Source organism: Methyloversatilis sp. S146-33 (genome assembly GCF_059552495.1).
The window spans coordinates 134,312-152,727 of sequence record NZ_JCANOT010000044.1; the positions used below are offsets into that span (position 1 = coordinate 134,312).

Consider the following 18,416-nt stretch of genomic DNA (forward strand, 5'->3'; position numbering starts at 1 on the left):
GACTTCGCGCGCGAGGGGTCGGTACGGTGTCGTACATAGACGCGACCTGCCGACGGACGGGTCAGCCCGGCAGACTCACCTCGACGTGGTGGGGCTGCCGGTCGTCGACCAGCAGCACCGCGCCGTCGCGACAGTAGGCGCCATCCAGCGTGACCAGGCTGTCCCGCCGTTGGCCGTCCTCCGCCGAGCGACCGACCACGATGTGATAGAGCGTTTCGCCGAAGCGGTAATCGATGACGAAGTCGCGCCACGCTGGCGGCATGCAGGGCCGGATGCGCAGCGTGTCGCCCGTGCGTGTGAAACCGAGCAGTGATTCGAGCAGGAGCCGGTACATCCAGCCGGCGGAGCCGGTGTACCAGCTCCAGCCACCGCGGCCGGTGTGCGGGTCCGCCGCGTAAACGTCGGCGGCCATCACGTAGGGTTCGACGCGATAGATCGCCACCGCGTCCGCCGACAGCGCGTGATTGACCGGATTGATCATGTCGGCGACGGCCCAGGCGCGCTCGCCGTCGCCGAGCGCGGCGAAGGCCATCGCCGCCCAGATGGCGCCGTGCGTGTACTGGCCGCCGTTCTCGCGCACGCCCGGCACGTAGCCGCGGATGTAGCCCGGATCGAGGCCGGCCGTGTCGAACGGCGGGTCGAGCAGCTGCACCAGCGCGTCGGCACGGCGGACCAGCCGGGCATCGACCGACTGCATGGCAAGCCGCGCACGGCTGTGGTCGCCCTCGCCGCCGCCGGACAGCACCGACCAGCTCTGCGAGATCGAATCGATGCTGCATTCGGCATTGGCCGCCGAACCCAGCGGCGTGCCGTCGTCGAACCAGGCGCGGCGGTACCAGGCACCGTCCCAGGCGTGCTTCTCGATATTGCGACGCAGACGCACGCTCTCGTTCTTGCATAGATCTGCGACGGCGGCATCGTCGCGTTCCCGTGCCAGGGCGGCGAACTGCTGCAGCACCTCGCACAGGAAGAAGGCCAGCCAGACGCTTTCGCCGCGCCCCTTGATGCCGACGCGGTTCATGCCGTCGTTCCAGTCGCCGGAGCCCATCAGCGGCAATCCGTGGGTGCCGAAGTTCAGCCCGTGGCGGATGGCCCGCACGCAGTGCGCATACAGGCTGTCGGCATCGGCCGAACGCGCCGGCAGATCGTAATAGGCGTCGTCCTCGCCATGTACCGGGCGACCTTCGATGAAGGCGACCTCCTCGTCCAGCACCGCGTCGTCGCCGGTGCTCTGCACGTAGCGGCATACGGCCAGCGGCAACCACAGGTAGTCGTCGGAACAGCGGGTACGCACGCCGCGACCGGAGGGCGGATGCCACCAGTGCTGCACGTCGCCCTCGGCGAACTGGCGGCTGGCGCACAGCAGCAGGTGCGCGCGCGCGCGCTGCGGTTCGGCATGCACCAGTGCCATCATGTCCTGCAGCTGGTCGCGGAAGCCGAAAGCACCGCCCGACTGGTAGTAGCCGCTGCGCGCCCAGACGCGGCAGGCCAGGGTCTGATAGACCAGCCATCCATTGACCAGCAGGTCGAGCGCACGGTCGGGCGTGCGCACCTGTACCGTACCGAGCGTGTGCTGCCAGTGCGCGCGCACGGCGTCCAGCGCCGCCTGCGCCGCCGACGCGCCACGAAAGCGCTGCACCAGGCGGCCGGCATCCTCGAGGTCGCGCCCGCTGCCGAGGCGGAACACGAGTTCGCGTGTCTGCCCCTCTTCAAGATCGACACTTACCTGGATGGCCGCGCACGGGTCCAGACCGGCCCCCACCCGACCCGACAGGCGCTGTCGCCGCATCGCGGCCGGCGCGCGCAGACTGCCGTTGCGACCGATGAACTCGGCGCGGTCGGCGGTCACGGTGCGCGCCGTGTCGTCGACGTCGAAAAAGGCGACCCGCTCGCCGAACTCCATGCTGTAGGGGTTGCGCGCGTAAAGCGCACCGCTGCGCGGCACCGTTTCGGTGACGACGTGCATGGCGGACTTCTCCCGCAGATCGCCCAGCACCCAGTCGACATAGCCGGTGGCCGACAGGCTGCGTGCGCGACCGGACACATTGCGCAGGCGGAGCAACGAAAACTTGACTGGGGCGTCGATGGCGACGAACACCCACAGCTCCGACTGGATGCCGTCGCACGCGGTTTCGAACACGCTGTAGCCGAAGCCGTGCCGGATGGTGAAGGCGCTCGTTGCCCGCACCGGCAGCGGTGTCGGCGACCAGAAGCGGCCGCTCTCCTCGTCGCGCAGATAGATCGCCTCGCCGCCGGTGTCGCTGACCGGATCGTTGTGCCAGGGCGACAGGCGGAACTCGTGCGCGTTGTCGCTCCAGGTGTAGGCGCTGCCGCATTCCGACACCACGGTGCCGAACTGAGGGTTGGCCAGCACGTTCGCCCACGGCGCCGGCGTGACCTGGCCTGGCGCCAGCGAAATCACGTACTCGCGACCGTCCGCGGCAAATCCGCCGATGCCGTTGAAGTGAGTGCGCCCTGCCGCTGCCGCCGCGCCGCTGTCCGGCACTGCGGGCGCCGGCACATCGACGGGCCGGACCACCAGCCTGGGCACTCTTAGCGGCGCGATGCCGCGCTGTTCGATCTGCTCGGCCAGCGAGCCGCTGCTGTCGGAAATGACGACGCGCGCGACCGACAGCAGCAGCACCCTGTCCTCGCCCGAAATCTGTTCCGCCTGGCGGACGAAGATGCCGCCCGGCCGGTCGATCACGCTGGCTTCGATGCCGGAGGCGATCAGGCCGGTGATCTGGTCCTGCAGCATCTGCCGGTAGCCGGCGTGGTCCTCGTTCCAGATCACCAGATCGACTGCCAGCCCCTTCAGCCGCCAGTAAGCATGCGCCTGCACCATCTGGCGCACGAGGTCGATGTTGGCGGCGTCGGCGATCTGCAGCAGCACGATGGGCAGGTCGCCGGAAATGGCGTAGCCCCAAAGCCCCGACTGTCCGCGCCGGTTGCGCATCAGTACCGCCGGGTCGGCGCGCAGCGACGGGTTGGCGAACAGCACCGACGCCGCGAGGCGCGCGTGCAGCTGGGCGTCGGCCTCGGTCGCGTTGAGCTGGCGCAGCACCACCTGACCGTGCGTCCAGGTCAGATCGATCACGCGATCGGACAGGTGGCGGTCGAGATACTTGTCGACCAGCGCCAGCGCGATGTCGCGGCTGTCCGCCACGCCGGTCACGATGTCCAGTGTGACCGACTGACCGGCGTCGAGCGTGAGCACGCTGCGAATGGCGACCACCGGATCGAGCACCGCGCCGTCGGTGCCCGACAGCGTGGCCGTGTCCATTGCCAGTGCATCGGCGCAGGTACGGGTACGACCAATGAAGCGCATGCGGTCGGTTTCGCACGACACCTGCTCGACATCGACGCCATGTACCGCCATCAGGTGCAGCATCCACGGCGCCTGCTCGCCGTCCGAGCGCGGCCGCCGGGTGCACAGGATGGCCGGCCGGTCGCGCAGGATTTCGGTCTGCACGAACAGATTGCTGAACGCCGGGTGCAGTGCGTCGGAGGCCGCCGGGGCGATCACCACCTCGGCATAGCTGGTGACGTCGATGCGCCGGCGTGTCGAGGTCCGGTTGGTGATGCGCACGCGGCGCAGTTCGATGTCGTCCTCGGGCGACACGACGATTTCCGTATGCGTCTCGAACTCGCCTTCGCCGTCGGCGCTGGCATCGCGTCGGCGGAACTCCGCCCGGCCTTCGGAGAAGATCGCCTCGTAGGACAGTGCGCGACCCTGCACCGGCTGGTGCGCGGCAGACCACATGTTCGGCGTGCCGTCGGCGACATCCAGCTCGCGCAGATAGCAGAAGCTGCCGCGGTCGTCGCAGGTGCCGTCCTCGCGCCAGCGCGTGACCGCCAGATCCTTCCAGCGGCTGTAGCCGCCGCCGGCCTGGGTCACCATGACGTGATAGCGGCCGTTGGACAGCAGTTGCACCTCGGGTATCGGCGTGTCCGGCGTGTCGAACACGCGGATCGGCGTCTGCGATGTCAGTGGCGTCGAGCGCAGCGCGTGCAGCTGGGCCGTGTGCTCGAACAGCGCGGTGGCCTTGGGGATGCGTTCGTGCAGCAGCAGCATGACCGACTGGAACAGCCGGTCGGACGCGAAACGCCGTTGCATCGGACGGTCGAGCAGCAGCGACGCCAGCGCAAGCAGGCTCATGCCCTGGTGGTGCGCCATGAAGGCCCGCACGACGACGCGCGTCTGGCCGCGTCGCTGGCGTGCGGGCGTGTAGTCGATGGCCTCGAAGAAGCCGTAGCGCCCGACGAAGCCCTCCCCGGCCATCCGCTGCAGGTTGGCGCAGGCCTCTTCCGGCGCCACCAGCAAGGCGAGCACCGACGCATAGGGCGCGACCACCAGATCGTCGGCCAGACCGCGCTTGAGACCCAGGCCCGGCACACCGAAGGCGCGGTACTGGTAGTTCAGGTGCACATCGACCGTGTTGTAGCCGGACTCCGAGATGCCCCAGGGCACGCCGCGCTGCCGTCCGTACTCGATCTGCCGCGCCACCGCGGCGCGGCAGGTCTGGTCGAGCAGCGTGCCGTCGAAGGACGGCATCACCAGCATCGGCATCAGATACTCGAACATCGATCCGCTCCAGGAGAGCAGCACCGGCTCGCCGCCGGCAGCCGTGAGCAGGCGCCCGAGCGCGAACCAGCCCTCCTGCGGCAACTGTCCCTGGGCGATGGCGACGAAGCTGCACAGGCGCGCCTCGGAGGCCAGCAGATCGTAGTAGCTGCTGTCGGCGCGGCGCTCCGGCACGTTGTAGCCGATGGTCAGCAGATGACGCGAGCTGTCGTACAGGAAGTCGTAATCCATGCGCGCCAGACCGGCTGCCTGGGCGGCCAGCGCGTCGAGCCGCGCCAGTCGTTCGCGCGCCCGGCGGCAGCCTTCGTCCAGATGGTGCAGCAGCGTGTTCAGCCAGGCCCGTTGCTCCGCCGAGCACTCGTCTTCGCCCAACTGGGTGAGGGCGGCAAGCCGGCGCCCGATATCGGCACCGAGCGTACGGTCCAGGCCGGCCAGCGTCGACAGCGTCGACATCGCCCCAAGTGACGGCAACAGATCGGTCAGGCCGCCCGTCTGGTGCGACATCGACAGCCAGGGCACCAGTAACGCAAGTTCGTCGAGGGCGTCGCTACACTGGCGGCGCATCGCTGCCGCCCACGTAGCGGCCTCGGACGCAGCGGCGTCGCTGCCCGGCGCAAGCGGCAGGTCCAGCTCGCCGATCAGCACCTGCAGGCGTCGCAGTGCGGCGGCGACCGCGATCAGGGTATCCGGCGGCGCACCGCACAGCGCCCGCAGTTCGCCGCGCAGCACGGTCACACGCCGTGCAGCGTCGACGTCGAGCGCTTCGGCGAGCAGCGCTGCGGTGTCGTCAAGACCGGCGAACAGGCGGACTGGCAGCAGCGGCTGATCGGCCATCGCTGCGAGGCCGGCGCGCAGCGTCAGCAGATGGCCGGCCAGATTGCCGCTGTCGACCGACGACACGTAAAGCGGCGGCATCGGCAGCAGCGTCTGTGTGTCGTACCAGTTGTAGAAGTGGCCGCGGTAGCGTTCCAGCCCCGACATCGTGCGCAGCGTCGATGCGGTGCGTTCCAACATCGGTCCGGCGCACAGATAGCCGAAGTCCCAGGCCGACAGGTTGGCCAGCAGCGCCAGCCCCATATTGGTCGGCGAGGTGCGGTGGGCAATGGCGGCGACGCGGTACTCCTGGTAGTTGTCCGGCGGCAGCCCATGGTCGTCGCTGCCGACCAGGTTGTCGAAGTAGGCCCAGGTGCGGCGCGCCAGGCCGCGCAGGAAATCGGTCTGTGCCGCCGACAGCCGCACGGCGCGGCGTCTGAGCGGCAGGCTCACCCACCAGGCGATCGCCGGCGAGGCGGCCCAGAGCAGGAGCACCGGTGCAGCCGCCAGCAGCAGCTGCGGTGCCGCGAAGCCCAGGTACAGCGCGGTGGTTGCCGCCAGCGCCGGTCCGATCCACATCGCCTGCAGGTGGCGGGCGGGCGTGCTGCGCCGGGCCGCCTGGCGATCCGCTTCGCCGGACGGATTCCATTCCAGCAGACGCCGGTGCGACACCTGCATGCGCCACAGCGTGCGCGTGATCGCGTCCAGGCTGTAGAGCGCCTGATGCGGCAGGCAGGCCAGTTCGAAGGCGGCCAGCCGGAGGTGGCGCAGCGCACCTCGCCCGACCATGGACAGGTGCTGGCGCAGCAGCACTTCGGACGGTTTGCGCAGCAGATCGGTCAGGCTCGCGCACAGCGCCGGCAGCAGCACGACGGCGAGCGCGGCGGCGGTCCACATCCAGGCGGAGGACAGCAGCGTCCAGCCGAGCAGCAGCATCAGCACGAGCGACAGCGGTACCAGGCTGCGGCGCAGATTGTCGAACAGCTTCCATTGCGCCAGCAGCGACAGCGGGTTGGGCTGCAGGCGCGTGCCTTCCGCGGCGTCGCACAGGCACATGCAGGGCACGCGGCGCTTCAGCCAGCCGGCAAGCTGCCAGTCGCCGCGTATCCAGCGGTGCCGGCGGGCGACGTCGGCGCCGTAGTGCGCCGGATGGTCCTCGAACAGCTGTACGTCGCTGAGCAGCCCGGCGCGTGCGTAACAGCCTTCCAGCAGGTCGTGACTGAGGATGCGGTTCGGCACGAAGCGCCCGCCGAGCGACTGTTCGAAGGCATCGACGTCGTAGATGCCCTTGCCGATGAAGGAGCCCTCGCCGAACACGTCCTGATAGACGTCGGACACCGCCCGCGTGTACGGATCGATGCCCGGCTCGCCGCCGTGCATGCGCGCGAAGCGCGACCGGCCGGCAGCCGGGAGGCTGGTCGCCACCCGCGGCTGCAGGATGCCGTAGCCCTCGACCACGCGTCGCTTCACCGGGTCGTAGCGCGGCCGGTTCAGCGGATGGGCCATGGCGCCGACCAGCTGGCGGGCGGCGTCGCGCGGCAGCTGGGTGTCGGTATCCAGCGTGATCACATAGGTCACGTCGCGCAGCGGCGCGGTATTGCCGACGACCAGCGAGAAGACGTCGACGTCCTGTTCGGGCAGGCGGCCGCGCAGCAGCGCATTCAGCTCCGCCAGCTTGCCGCGCTTGCGTTCATAGCCCATCCAGACGCCCTGCTGCGGATTCCAGCGCCGTGCGCGGTGGAACAGGAAGAAGCGGTCGCCGCTCAGCGCTGCGCACGCGTCGCCATACTTCGCGTTCAATTCCTCGATCCGCAGTCGGGCCAGCGCCAGCAGGGCGGCATCGCCCGGCTGCGTGGCCACCGGCGCGTCGGCGAAGTCGGTGAGCAGCCCGAAGTGCAGGCGCGGGTCGCGGTTGGCGAGAAAGCGCACCTCCAGCGCTTCCACCAGCGATTCGACGGCCGCCTCGCCGGTGATCATCGTCGGCACCACGACCAGCGTGCGGGCACCCTCTTCCACGCCCGCCGAATAATCCATGCGCGGCAGCGGGCGCGCCGCCACAAGCAGCGTCACCAGCCAGTTCACCAGCGAAAGTGCGAGCTGGCTCACGCCCGGCAGCAACAGCAGTCCGAGCGCGTAGAGCGCCAGTCCGCCCGCCCAGCCGGGCACGCGATCGAGCGGCACACCGGCCAGCAGCCAGGCTTCGACCAGTGCGGTCAGCAGCGCAATGCCGCCAAGATAGGGCAGCAGAGGCACGCGCCCGACGGCCCTGCCCAGCGCGCGAAAGGCCGACAGGCGGATACCGAGCGCGCGCTCCAGTTCGGGCAGCCCGCGGTCGGCCAGGTAGAAGCCGACGTGGCCGATGCGCCCGGGCTGGACCGCGGCGCCGGCGCTCGCCAGTTCGAGCGCCTTCAGTGCGACCTCGCTCTCGCTCACGCCGCCCCGTCGCGCGATGGCTTCAGTGGCATGGCGGTAGTGATCGCGGCTGCCGAAATCCATCCGGCCGTAAATGCCGTCCGGGTCCCGGCGCAGGATCTGCTCGACCACGCTGAGGCTTTCGACGAAATCGCGCCAGTCGGCAGCCCCGAGCACGCGCAGGCTGCCGATGCTGTTGCTGATCGACAGCTGGTCGGCCGCCTGCTGCTGGTTCTCCTGCTGCACGAGCTGTTCGATCGTCAGCGAGGACTCGGACAGATACTGTTCGATCCAGGTCAGCGGCAGCGCCAGCGCCGGGCCGCGCCCCTGCAGCCTGCGCGCCAGTTCGGCAACAAAGGCGCCCACCATGGGCGGCTTCGAATGCGCCATGTCGGCGATGACGAGGATCAGTCCGGCGGGGTTGCGCTCGACCGCCTCCGTCATGCGGTCGGCCCAGACGCCGGCCAGCGTGCGCTGATTCCAGCAGGCGGCCACGTGCGCGCCCACCCGGCGCAGATTCTCGATCAGCGCCAGACGCAGCATGATGGGCACCGCCCACAGTTCGCCTATCGTCAGCGGCGACACTGTCTGGTAGGCGGCCACGAAGCGGCCCAGACTTTCGGTGTCGACGCGGCCGTCGCCGTGCGCCACGGCGGCCAGCGCGATGTCGTACACCCGCGGATGCCCGGCCGACGGGCCACGCGCCAGGCGCGGCAGTTCGCGGCTGTAGCCCTTGGGCAGATGCCGTTCGGCCGCGCGGATGTGCTCTTCGATCAGGTAGAAGTTGTCGAGCAGCCAGTCGGCCGCCGGCGTGATGCGCCGGCTTTCGGTCGCCGCCTCGGCCAGCAGGGCGCTGACGCCCGCAAGCACGACTTCGTTCTCGGCCAGACGCGCCAGCAGCCGGTCCGCCATGCGGCCGGCGGTCAGCGTATGCGATGCGGCCAGCGCCTTGCCGTGCTGCGCCATCTGTTCGGCGCTGAACAGGCCACCGCGCAGCGGCGTTTCGTCGTCGGGCGCGCGCTCAACGCGCCGCGCATCGTGGCGACGTCGTCTCCATGCTCGCCATCGCGCGCCGGCGGACAGTCGGGCACTCACGGCAGTGACCTTCCGCCGGCCGCAGCGGCGCCCGCAGCGGCGGGCTGAAGTGTGTGTCCGGCCACCGGCCGGACCCTGTTCGCGCCGACGGGCTGCAGTCGGCGACCACTCACTTGATGCGCATGTCGTTCTTGATCGACTTCACGCCACCGACTGTGCGTGTAACCGCGACAGCCTTGTCCATCATGGCCTGCGTGCTGACGAAACCGCTCAGTTGCACGACGCCCTTGAAGGTTTCGACGTTGATCTCGGCCACCTTCAGCGACGGTTCATTGAGGATGGCGGCCTTGACCTTGGTGGTGATGACGCTGTCGTCGATGTACTCGCCGGTGCCTTCCTGCTTCGAGGTGGATGCGCAGCCGACGGCCGTCACCAGTGCCACGGCAAGGAAGACTGCTGAGAGGTATTTGCCCAGTTGTTTCATGATGGAAATCTCCTGATGAGAAATGGGGACGGTGGCCTGACGGCACACCGGACAAACGTCTCGGCGCGTGCTGCAGCGCTTGCGCAACGCAACGTGCCGGCGAACTGCGGGTCCGTACCGGCGGTCCGGTCAAACCGGCCCGTCCGATGCGAAAGTCATCGGTGAATTCATCGATGAAGCCCAGCTGCGGCGCCGGATCCGGAGGAATCCGGCACAGCACGACCAGCATACCGATCGACTGCACCCGGGTATGTACGGCAGCGCACACAACATGTTTTCAGGCAGGGGCGAGCACTGCGCCCCGAACACCGTACGCTCAGGCGAGCGGCGGCGTCGGCCACTGCCAGTTGCGGATCTCCGGCATGTCTTCGCCATGCTCGAGGATGTACTGGCGGTGGGCGTTCAGACGGTCGCGCATGCGCTGCTTGATGTGTGCGGCCTGCGGCTGCAGCATCGGCACACGGCTGGCGACGTCCATGACGAGGTGGAAGCGGTCGAGCATGTTCAGCACCACCATGTCGAAGGGCGTCGTCGTCGTGCCCTCCTCCTTGTAGCCGCGCACATGCAGGTTGCCGTGGTTGCTGCGCCGGTAGGTCAGGCGGTGGATGAGCCAGGGGTAGCCGTGATAGGCGAACAGGATGGGTACGTCGGGCCGGAACAGCGACACGAACTCGTCGTCCGACAGGCCATGCGGATGCTCTTCACGCGGCTGCAGCGTCATCAGGTCGACCACGTTGATGAAGCGTACCTTGAGCGTCGGCGCCAGTTCGCGCAGCAGGTCGATGGCGGCCAGCATTTCCAGCGTCGGCACGTCTCCCGCGGCGGCGAGCACCACGTCGGGCTCGCCCGCGCTGTCGCTGCAGGCCCACTCCCACATGCCGATGCCCGCCTCGGCGTGATCGACTGCGGCGTCCATCGACAGCCACTGCCGTTCCGGATGCTTGCCGGCGACGATCACGTTCACCCGGTCGCGGCTGCGCAGGCAGACGTCGGTCACGTAGAGCAGCGTGTTGGCGTCCGGCGGCAGATAGACGCGGATGATGTCGGCCTTCTTGTTCACCACGTGATCGATGAAGCCGGGATCCTGGTGCGAAAAGCCGTTGTGGTCCTGCCGCCAGACATGCGAGGTGAGCAGGATGTTGAGCGAGGCGACCGGGCGGCGCCACGGTATGCCGCGGCACACCTTGAGCCACTTGGCGTGCTGGTTGAACATCGAGTCGACGATGTGGATGAAGGCTTCGTAGCAGCTGAACAGGCCGTGCCGCCCGCTCAGCAGATAGCCCTCCAGCCAGCCCTGGCAGGCATGCTCCGACAGCATTTCCATCACCCGGCCATCGGGCGCCAGATGGTCGTCGGCATCGAAGCGCTGCGCCATCCAGGTGCGGCCGGTCACTTCGAACACCGCGCCCAGCCGGTTGGACGCGGTCTCGTCCGGACCGAACAGGCGGAAGCTGTGCGGGTTGTCGCGCATCACGTCGCGCAGGAAGCCGCCCATCACCCGCGTCGACTCGGCCACTGTCGCGCCGGGCGCCGGCACGTCGATCGCGTGGCTGCGGAAGTCCGGCAGGCGCAGGTCGCGCAGCAGCGTGCCGCCGTTGGCGTGCGGATTGGCACCCATGCGGCGCGTGCCGTGCGGCGCCAGGGCGAGCAGTTCCGGTCGGGGCGCGCCATTGGCGTCGAACAGTTCGTCCGGCCGGTAGGATTGCATCCACTCTTCCAGCAGGCGCAGATGCTCCGGATTGTCCATGTCGCCGAAAGGCACCTGGTGCGAACGCCAGCTGCCTTCGGTCTTCAGGCCATCAACCTCCTTCGGACCGGTCCAGCCCTTGGGCGAGCGCAGCACGATCATCGGCCACTGCGGCCGGCTCATGTAGGTCCCTTGGCGCGCGCGGTGCTGGATGTCGCGGATGGCGCTGATCGCCTTGCCGACCGCCTTCGCCATCAGATCGTGCATCAGCACCGGATCGTCACCCTCTACGAAGATGGGTGCGTGGCCGTAACCGATCAGCAGGCTTTCCAGCTCGGCATGACTGATGCGGGCCAGCAGGGTCGGGCTGGCGATCTTGTAGCCGTTCAGGTGCAGCACCGGCAGCACGGCGCCGTCGGTGCGCGGGTTCAGGAACTTGTTCGAATGCCACGAGGTGGCCAGCGGCCCGGTTTCGGCCTCACCGTCACCGACCACGCAGCAGGCGATCAGGTCCGGGTTGTCGAATACCGCGCCGTAGGCGTGCAGCAGCGCATAGCCAAGTTCGCCGCCTTCGTGAATGGAACCGGGCGTCTCCGGTGCGGCGTGGCTCGGGATGCCGCCAGGGAAGGAGAACTGGCGGAACAGCCGGCGCATGCCTTCGGCGTCCTGCGTCACGTCCGGATAGAACGCGCTGTAACTGCCTTCCAGCCAGGTATTCGCGACCACCGCGGGACCGCCGTGACCCGGGCCGGCGACGAAGATCATGTCGAGGTCGTGGTGGCGGATCGCCCTGTTCATGTGGGCGTAGATGAAGTTCAGCCCCGGGGTCGTCCCCCAGTGTCCGAGCAGGCGCGGCTTGATGTGGGCGCGCTGCAGCGGCTGTCTGAGCAGCGGGTTGTCGAGCAGGTAGATCTGTCCGACCGACAGGTAGTTGGCGGCACGCCACCACGCGTCCAGCCGCCGCAGTTCGTCCGCGTCGGGCAGCGCCGAAGGCTGGGTCATGTCCTCTCTCCTGGTCATCGCCTGCGCAAAATCACCGCGAGCGCCCGGGTTCGCCGGCGTCTCGCGGTAGGCCGCTGACCGGACCCGTCCGAATGGATTGAAGATGGCTCAGTGACGCCGGATGAGCAAGGCGGCAAGCAGCCCGGCGGTGGCCGCGAGCGCAATGGCCTTCCACGGATGTTCGGTCACGTAGCCCTGTGTGGCGTCGGCAGCGCGGCGCGTCGTGTCGGCGAGCGCCACGCGTGCCTCGTGCAGGCGGGACTTCGCGTCGATCAGATGAGCCTCGACCCGGGCCTGCACGGCGGCGCGGTCTCCCTCGCCGAGGTCGGCATCGGGCGTTCGCCAGTCCTTCACGGTGCTGTCCTTCTTGCCGTCCAGCGGGGAATGCAGCGGATTCGTTTCGATGTTCATCGGGATTCCTTTCACAAGCACGTCCGGGCAACCACGCCCGTGACGGGCGCGGCAACGAAGTTCAGCGTCGCATCAGTCCCATGATCAGGGTGACGCCGAATACGACCAGAAAGACGAAGAAAAGTATCTTCGCAATATCGGTGGCGCCAGCCGCAATGCCGCCGAAACCGAACACGGCTGCGACGATGGCGATGACGAAGAATATGACGGCCCATCTCAACATGGTGATCTCCTTCCCGGGGGCGGCGATCTGCAACTTTCCCCGAATCAGACTGCAAACCGGGTCCGGCGATGCCGGCCCCGCGACGGCGCGGAACGGCGGCCGCCTTGCGGGCCGTCCATTGGTAAGCGCGTGAGTCCATCGTGTGCCGCGACCGCTGACCCGTCTGTACGCCACCGTACCAATGTGCCGCACGAGGCGTACCGGCCGGCTCACGCCCGAAGGCGCGGCCGCGCCTTCGCGACACCAGAGGCGATCGAACGGGCGTCGCACCGTATCGGATGCCTGTGCGGGGTCCATCGGCTGCGCGCCCACTACTTTCCGGCCGCGTCCTGGATCTTCTCGCCAGCCCTCTCGATGCTCTCGCCGGCTTTCCGTGTCGCGTCGTCGACATTGTCGCCGGCGCGATCGGCGGCGCGATCCACATCCCGTGATACCTTGTCGCCAGCTTCATCAATGTTCCTGCCGGCGCTTTCCATCGGGCCTTCCTGCTTCTGGCAACCCGACAGTACCGCGAGGCAGGCCGCCAGTATCCATACGCGGCCGATGCCCTCATGTGCGTGCTTCATCTGTATCTCCTCTCCCGATTCGTGCATGCAGACAGAATGAGAATGCGCGACCTTCACCGGCCGCGCATCGCTCACTTCTTGTCCTTGCCTACTTCGTGCCCGATGATGCCGCCCACGGCCGCGCCGCCTACTGCGCCGGCTGCACTGCCGCCGGTCAGTACCGCACCGCCCACGGCGCCGGCACCGGCGCCGATGGCCGTATTCCTGTCCTGCGCCGACATGCCGGAGCAGGCCCCGAGCAGAAGCAGCATTGCTGCCGCCACGCTCACCCGGGTACATCCCCGGGTACATCGATTCATCATTTCCATGGTGTCACCTCGTCTGTTCGATCGTGCCTGCCGATCTGCTGCGGGGTCCGGAACGGCTCGGGACCTGCGGCGTCGCGCAGCTTTCGACCGATTCGAAGCGGTCATCCCCGGCGCCACCTGCATGGGTGTCGCGCCCCGGAAACATAATGAACCTGCAGTCCTTGCCCGTCTGTCTGCTGGCGTACCGAAGCCTCGCGGCAGCGCGCATCCCACAGGCATCCCCTCCGATCGCACTGTGTGCGCTACCGCCCCGACCGCTCGTCGATCGCCGCGTATGCTTGCACTGGCCGGAATTACCCGACGCCAGGAAGGTCGCCGTGCCCACTCATTCCACTGCAGCAGCCGGCAACAGCTTCATCGCCGCGCTGCCGCGCCGGGAACGCCAGCATCTGCTGGCCAGCTGCGATACCGTTGAACTCGTCCTGTCGGACGTACTGGCCGAACCGGGTCAGCGCATACGCCAGGTCCACTTTCCGATCGGCAGCTTCATTTCACTGATCACGCCGGTCGACGCCACCGCCAGCATCGAGGTCGGGCTGGTGGGCAACGAGGGGATGCTGGGTGCGACCCTGCTGTTCGGGGTCGATGTATCGCCGCTGCACGCACTGGTGCAGGGCGCAGGGCCGGCGCTGTGCATGGACGCCAGGCGTTTCCGCAATGAACTCGAGTCGGTGCCTGCGTTGCAGCGCGCGCTGGGGCGTTACCTCTACGTGACCATGGCGCAGCTTGCACAGACCGCTGCCTGTCCGCGCTTTCACCTGGTCGAAGCCCGTCTCGCACGCTGGCTGCTGATGACGCAGGACCGCGCGCACTCTCCGCACTTCCACCTGACGCACGAGTTTCTGGCCTACATGCTGGGCGTCAGGCGCGTCGGCGTGACACACGCGGCCACCGCGCTGCAGACGCGCAAGCTGATCAGTTACCGCCGCGGCAACATCACCGTACTCGACCGCAAGGGTCTGGAAGCCGCGTCGTGCAGCTGCTACGCCGCCAACAATGCGGTCTGGGACAGCGTGATGGGGCGACGCGCGCAGCAGCGCGCCGGTTAGGCCCGCCGACAGCCGTAGACGCACGAACGGCGCAGTGCGATACCTGCGCCGTTCGGCATGACCTGCGTCGAAACCGCCGTACCGGTCACCCGGTACGGCGGACGGATCAGCTGCGTTCGCCGGCCATCGCCAGCATGAGCTGGTTCATCCGGCGCACGAAGCTGGCCGGATCTTCGAGCGCGCCACCTTCGGCCAGCAGGGCCTGATCGAACAGCACGCCCGCCCAGTCATCGAAGTGCGCTTCTTCACCGCGCAGCCGCTGCACCACCGGGTGCTGCGGATTGATTTCGAGAATGGGTTTGGACAGCGGCGCTTCCTGCCCGGCCGACTTCAGGATGCGGGCGAGGTTGCCGCCGATGTCGAACTCGTCCGACACCAGGCAAGCCGGCGACTCGGTCAGGCGATGCGTGATGCGCACCTCCTTCACCCGCTCGACCAGACTGGCCTGCAGTTTGTCGACCAGCGGCTTGAATTCGCCTTCGTCGCGCTCCAGCGCTTTCTTCTCTTCCTCGTCGGCCAGCGCGCCGAGGTCCAGGCCACCCTTGGCGACCGACACCAGTTGCTTGCCGTCGAAGTCGTTCATGTTGCCGACCACCCACTCGTCGATACGGTCGGACAGCAGCAGCACCTCGATGCCCTTCTTGCGGAACACTTCGAGGTGCGGACTGTTCTTCGCCGCCTTGAAGGTTTCAGCGGTGACGTAATAGATCTTGTCCTGACCTTCCTTCATGCGGCCGATATAGTCGGCGAAGGACACCGACTGTTCCTCGGTGTCGAGATGGGTCGAGGCGAAGCGCAGCAGCCCGGCCACCTTTTCGCGGTTGGCCTGATCCTCGCCCACGCCTTCCTTCAGCACGCGGCCGAATTCCTTCCAGAAGGTGGCGTACTTGTCCTTCTGGTTTTCGGCGAGGTCTTCCAGCACCGACAGGATCTTCTTCGTGCAGCCGGAGCGGATGGTGTCGATGTCACGGCTTTCCTGCAGGATTTCGCGCGACACGTTGAGCGGCAGGTCGGCCGAATCGACCACGCCGCGCACGAAGCGCAGATAGGCCGGCAGCAGCTTTTCGGCGTCGTCCATGATGAACACGCGGCGCACGTAGAGCTTGAGGCCATGACTGGCGTTGCGGTCCCACATGTCGAAGGGCGCGCGCGACGGGATGTAGAGCAGCTGCGTGTATTCGTGACGGCCCTCGACGCGGGTGTGGGTCCACGCCAGCGGATCACTGAAGTCGTGGGCGACGTGCTTGTAGAACTCGACGTACTGCTCGTCGCTGATGTCCGACTTCGAGCGGGTCCACAGCGCGCTGGCCTGGTTGACCGTTTCATCCTCGTCGGTCACGACCTGCTTGTGTTCGCCATCAACGTCCTTCCACTCCTCCTTCTTCATCACCACCGGCTGCAGGATGTGGTCGGAATACTCACGGATGATGGAGCGCAGCTTGAAGCCGGACAGCAGCTCGTCCTGGTCCTCGCGCAGGTGCAGCACGATTTCGGTGCCGCGGTCGGCCTTGGTGATGGATTCCACCGAATACTCGCCGGCGGTGTCGCCGGTCATCGAGCAGGACCAGCGCACACCCTGGTCGGCCGGCAGACCGGCGCGGCGGGTGTTCACGGTGACGGTGTCGGCGACGATGAAGGCGGAGTAGAAACCGACGCCGAACTGGCCGATCAGATTGGCGTCCTTCTTCTGGTCGCCGGTCAGGCTGGAGAAGAACTCCTTGGTACCGCTGCGGGCGATGGTGCCCAGATGCGAAATCGCATCGTCGCGCGACATGCCGATGCCGTTGTCGGTGATGGTGATGGTGCGCGCCGCCTTGTCGTAGGCAACGCGTATCTTCAGGTCGGCATCGGATTCGAACAGCGCCGGGTTGGCGATGGCTTCGAAGCGCAGCTTGTCGCAGGCGTCCGAGGCATTGCTCACCAGTTCGCGCAGGAAGATGTCGCGATTGCTGTACAGCGAGTGGATCATCAGGTGCAGCAGCTGCTTCACCTCGGCCTGGAAATTCATGGTCTGGGCGGTTGCGGTGTCCGACATGACAACTCCGAATCAGTAGACGTGGGGTGGGATGACAACGGCGGGATATGGAGACTTCCCCCCGGCATTTCAAGACCCCGCTATGCTGTCGGGTCCACAGAATGTTTTCATGCCGATGACCACCCGCACCAAACTGGGTTTGCCGCGCAAATCCGACGACAACACGCCGACCGACCGTGATCCGGCCCGCAAGCCGGTGCGCAACAGCACGGCCAAGTCGCGCACGCTGAGCCGCAACACGACGCAGGTCGCGCCGGCCGCCAAGTCCTACGCCAAACCGGCCGTCAAGGACGCTCCCGCGCGCAAGCCGCGCGCAACCCGTCCGGACGGTGACCGCCCGCCGCGCCCGACCGGCGAAAAGCGCGAATGGACGCCGCGCCCGGACCGTGACGCCCGTCCGCCGCGCACCGAATCCGGTGAGCGCAAGCCGTGGGAAAATCGCGAGCGCCCGGCCCGCAGCGAATCGGGCGGCAGTTCCGGCGAACGCCCGCCGCGCAAGGAATTTGGTGACCGTCCGCCGCGCCCGACTGGCGAGAAGCGCGAGTGGACACCGCGCCCGGACCGCGACGCCCGTCCGCCGCGCGCCGATTCCGGCGAGCGCAAGCCGTGGGAAAACCGCGAACGCCCGGCCCGCAGTGAGTCGGGCGGAAATTCCGGCGAACGCCCTCCGCGCAAGGAATTCGGTGACCGTCCGCCGCGCCCGGCCGGCGAGAAGCGCGAGTGGACACCGCGCCCGGACCGCGACGCCCGTCCGCCGCGCGCCGATTCCGGCGAACGCAAGCCGTGGGAAAACCGCGAGCGCCCGGCCCGCAGCGAATCGGGGGGGAATGTCGGCGACCGCCCGCCGCGCAAGGAATTCGGCGACCGTCCGCCGCGCCGCAGTGAAGGCGACAGCCGCCCTGCCCGCGCCGGCGGCGATTTCAAGCCGCGTCCGCCCAAGGCGGCGCCGGTGCGTCCGGCCAAGGCCTGGGACGAACGTGAAACCGACAAGCTGGGCCGCGTGCAGGCAGACAAGGGCGAGGACGCCGACGAGGCGAAGGACGGCATCCGCGTGTCGCGCTGGCTGGCCGACCGCGGTGCCGCATCGCGTCGCGAGGCGGACGACTGGATCGCCCGTGGCTGGGTCACCGTCGATGGCGAAGTGGCGCTGCTGGGCCAGCGCGTGCTGCCGCACCAGAAGGTCGAGGTGCACAAGCAGGCGCGCGCCGACCAGGCGCTGCGCGTGACCGTGCTGATGCACAAGCCGGTCGGCTATGTCAGCGGCCAGGCGGAAGACGGCCACGAACCGGCCAGCGTGCTCTTCCTGCCGGAGAACCAGTGGGCCGGCGACCGCTCCGGCCTCAAGTTCAACCGCAACCACCTGCGTGGCCTGGCGCCGGCCGGTCGTCTCGACATCGATTCGCATGGCCTGCTGGTGCTGACCCAGGACGGTCGCGTCGCCCGCCAGCTGATCGGCGAGGACTCGACCATCGAGAAGGAATACCTGGTGCGCGTACGCGCGACCAAGCCCTTCGGCCGCGGTGCGCTGTCCGAGGATTTCCCGGAGGAGTCGCTGAAGCTGCTCAACCACGGGCTGGAGCTAGACGGCGAGCCGCTGAAGCCTGCCAAGGTGAGCTGGCAGAACGAGGAGCAGATGCGTTTCGTGCTGCGCGAGGGCAAGAAGCGCCAGATCCGCCGCATGTGCGAACTGGTCGGCCTCGAAGTCGTCGCGCTCAAGCGCGTGCGCATCGGCCGCGTTCCGCTGGCCGACCTGCCGGTCGGCAAGTGGCGTTACCTGCGCAAGGACGAGCTGTTCTGAGCGCCTGA

Annotated in this window: 10 protein-coding genes; 2 read left to right on the top strand and 8 right to left on the bottom strand. The window is 68.0% G+C overall.

Going from position 1 to position 18,416, the window contains the following annotated elements; genetic code table 11:
* Positions 1–61: 61 nt before the first annotated feature.
* The 7 genes from AC51BJ_RS19520 to AC51BJ_RS19550 form a co-directional block, all read right to left on the bottom strand.
* Complete coding sequence (locus AC51BJ_RS19520; RefSeq protein ID WP_496281342.1) at positions 62–8,905, bottom strand: glycoside hydrolase family 94 protein; 8,844 nt, start codon at positions 8,903–8,905, stop codon at positions 62–64.
* A gap of 109 nt (positions 8,906–9,014) precedes the next feature.
* Entirely contained in the window at positions 9,015–9,329 is a 315-nt protein-coding gene (locus tag AC51BJ_RS19525; protein WP_430433931.1) for a BON domain-containing protein, read from the bottom strand.
* Positions 9,330–9,645: 316 nt separating this feature from the next.
* A complete protein-coding gene (locus AC51BJ_RS19530; protein ID WP_496281343.1) occupies positions 9,646–12,018 on the bottom strand; it encodes a phosphoketolase family protein in 2,373 nt (790 codons plus the stop codon).
* Between the two features lie 108 nt (positions 12,019–12,126).
* The gene (locus AC51BJ_RS19535; protein WP_341421383.1) at positions 12,127–12,429 is read right to left on the bottom strand and encodes a glycine zipper domain-containing protein; all 303 of its coding nucleotides are present in this window, start codon (positions 12,427–12,429) and stop codon (positions 12,127–12,129) included.
* Between the two features lie 61 nt (positions 12,430–12,490).
* Positions 12,491–12,652 carry a DUF1328 domain-containing protein gene (locus tag AC51BJ_RS19540; protein ID WP_304003688.1) on the bottom strand — a complete coding sequence of 54 codons (162 nt, stop codon included), beginning with the start codon at positions 12,650–12,652 and terminating at the stop codon, positions 12,491–12,493.
* Between the two features lie 311 nt (positions 12,653–12,963).
* Positions 12,964–13,293 carry a hypothetical protein gene (locus AC51BJ_RS19545; protein WP_496281344.1) on the bottom strand — a complete coding sequence of 110 codons (330 nt, stop codon included), beginning with the start codon at positions 13,291–13,293 and terminating at the stop codon, positions 12,964–12,966.
* Positions 13,290–13,469, bottom strand: coding sequence for a YMGG-like glycine zipper-containing protein (locus tag AC51BJ_RS19550; RefSeq protein WP_425762052.1), 180 nt, complete (start codon positions 13,467–13,469; stop codon positions 13,290–13,292). Before AC51BJ_RS19550 ends, AC51BJ_RS19545 begins: the two co-directional genes overlap by 4 nt.
* Positions 13,470–13,843: 374 nt before the next feature.
* Between AC51BJ_RS19550 and AC51BJ_RS19555 the strand changes: the two genes are divergently transcribed.
* Positions 13,844–14,575 (top strand): Crp/Fnr family transcriptional regulator, encoded by a 732-nt coding sequence (locus tag AC51BJ_RS19555; RefSeq protein WP_496281345.1) that lies wholly within the window; start codon positions 13,844–13,846, stop codon positions 14,573–14,575.
* Between the two features lie 106 nt (positions 14,576–14,681).
* Here the strand turns inward: AC51BJ_RS19555 and htpG are convergent, their stop codons facing one another.
* The gene (gene htpG, locus AC51BJ_RS19560; RefSeq protein ID WP_496281346.1) at positions 14,682–16,610 is read right to left on the bottom strand and encodes a molecular chaperone HtpG; all 1,929 of its coding nucleotides are present in this window, start codon (positions 16,608–16,610) and stop codon (positions 14,682–14,684) included.
* Positions 16,611–16,692: 82 nt separating this feature from the next.
* Between htpG and AC51BJ_RS19565 the strand changes: the two genes are divergently transcribed.
* On the top strand, positions 16,693–18,408 hold the full coding sequence (locus tag AC51BJ_RS19565; protein WP_496281347.1) for a pseudouridine synthase: 1,716 nt from the start codon (positions 16,693–16,695) through the stop codon (positions 18,406–18,408).
* Positions 18,409–18,416 lie beyond the last annotated feature (8 nt).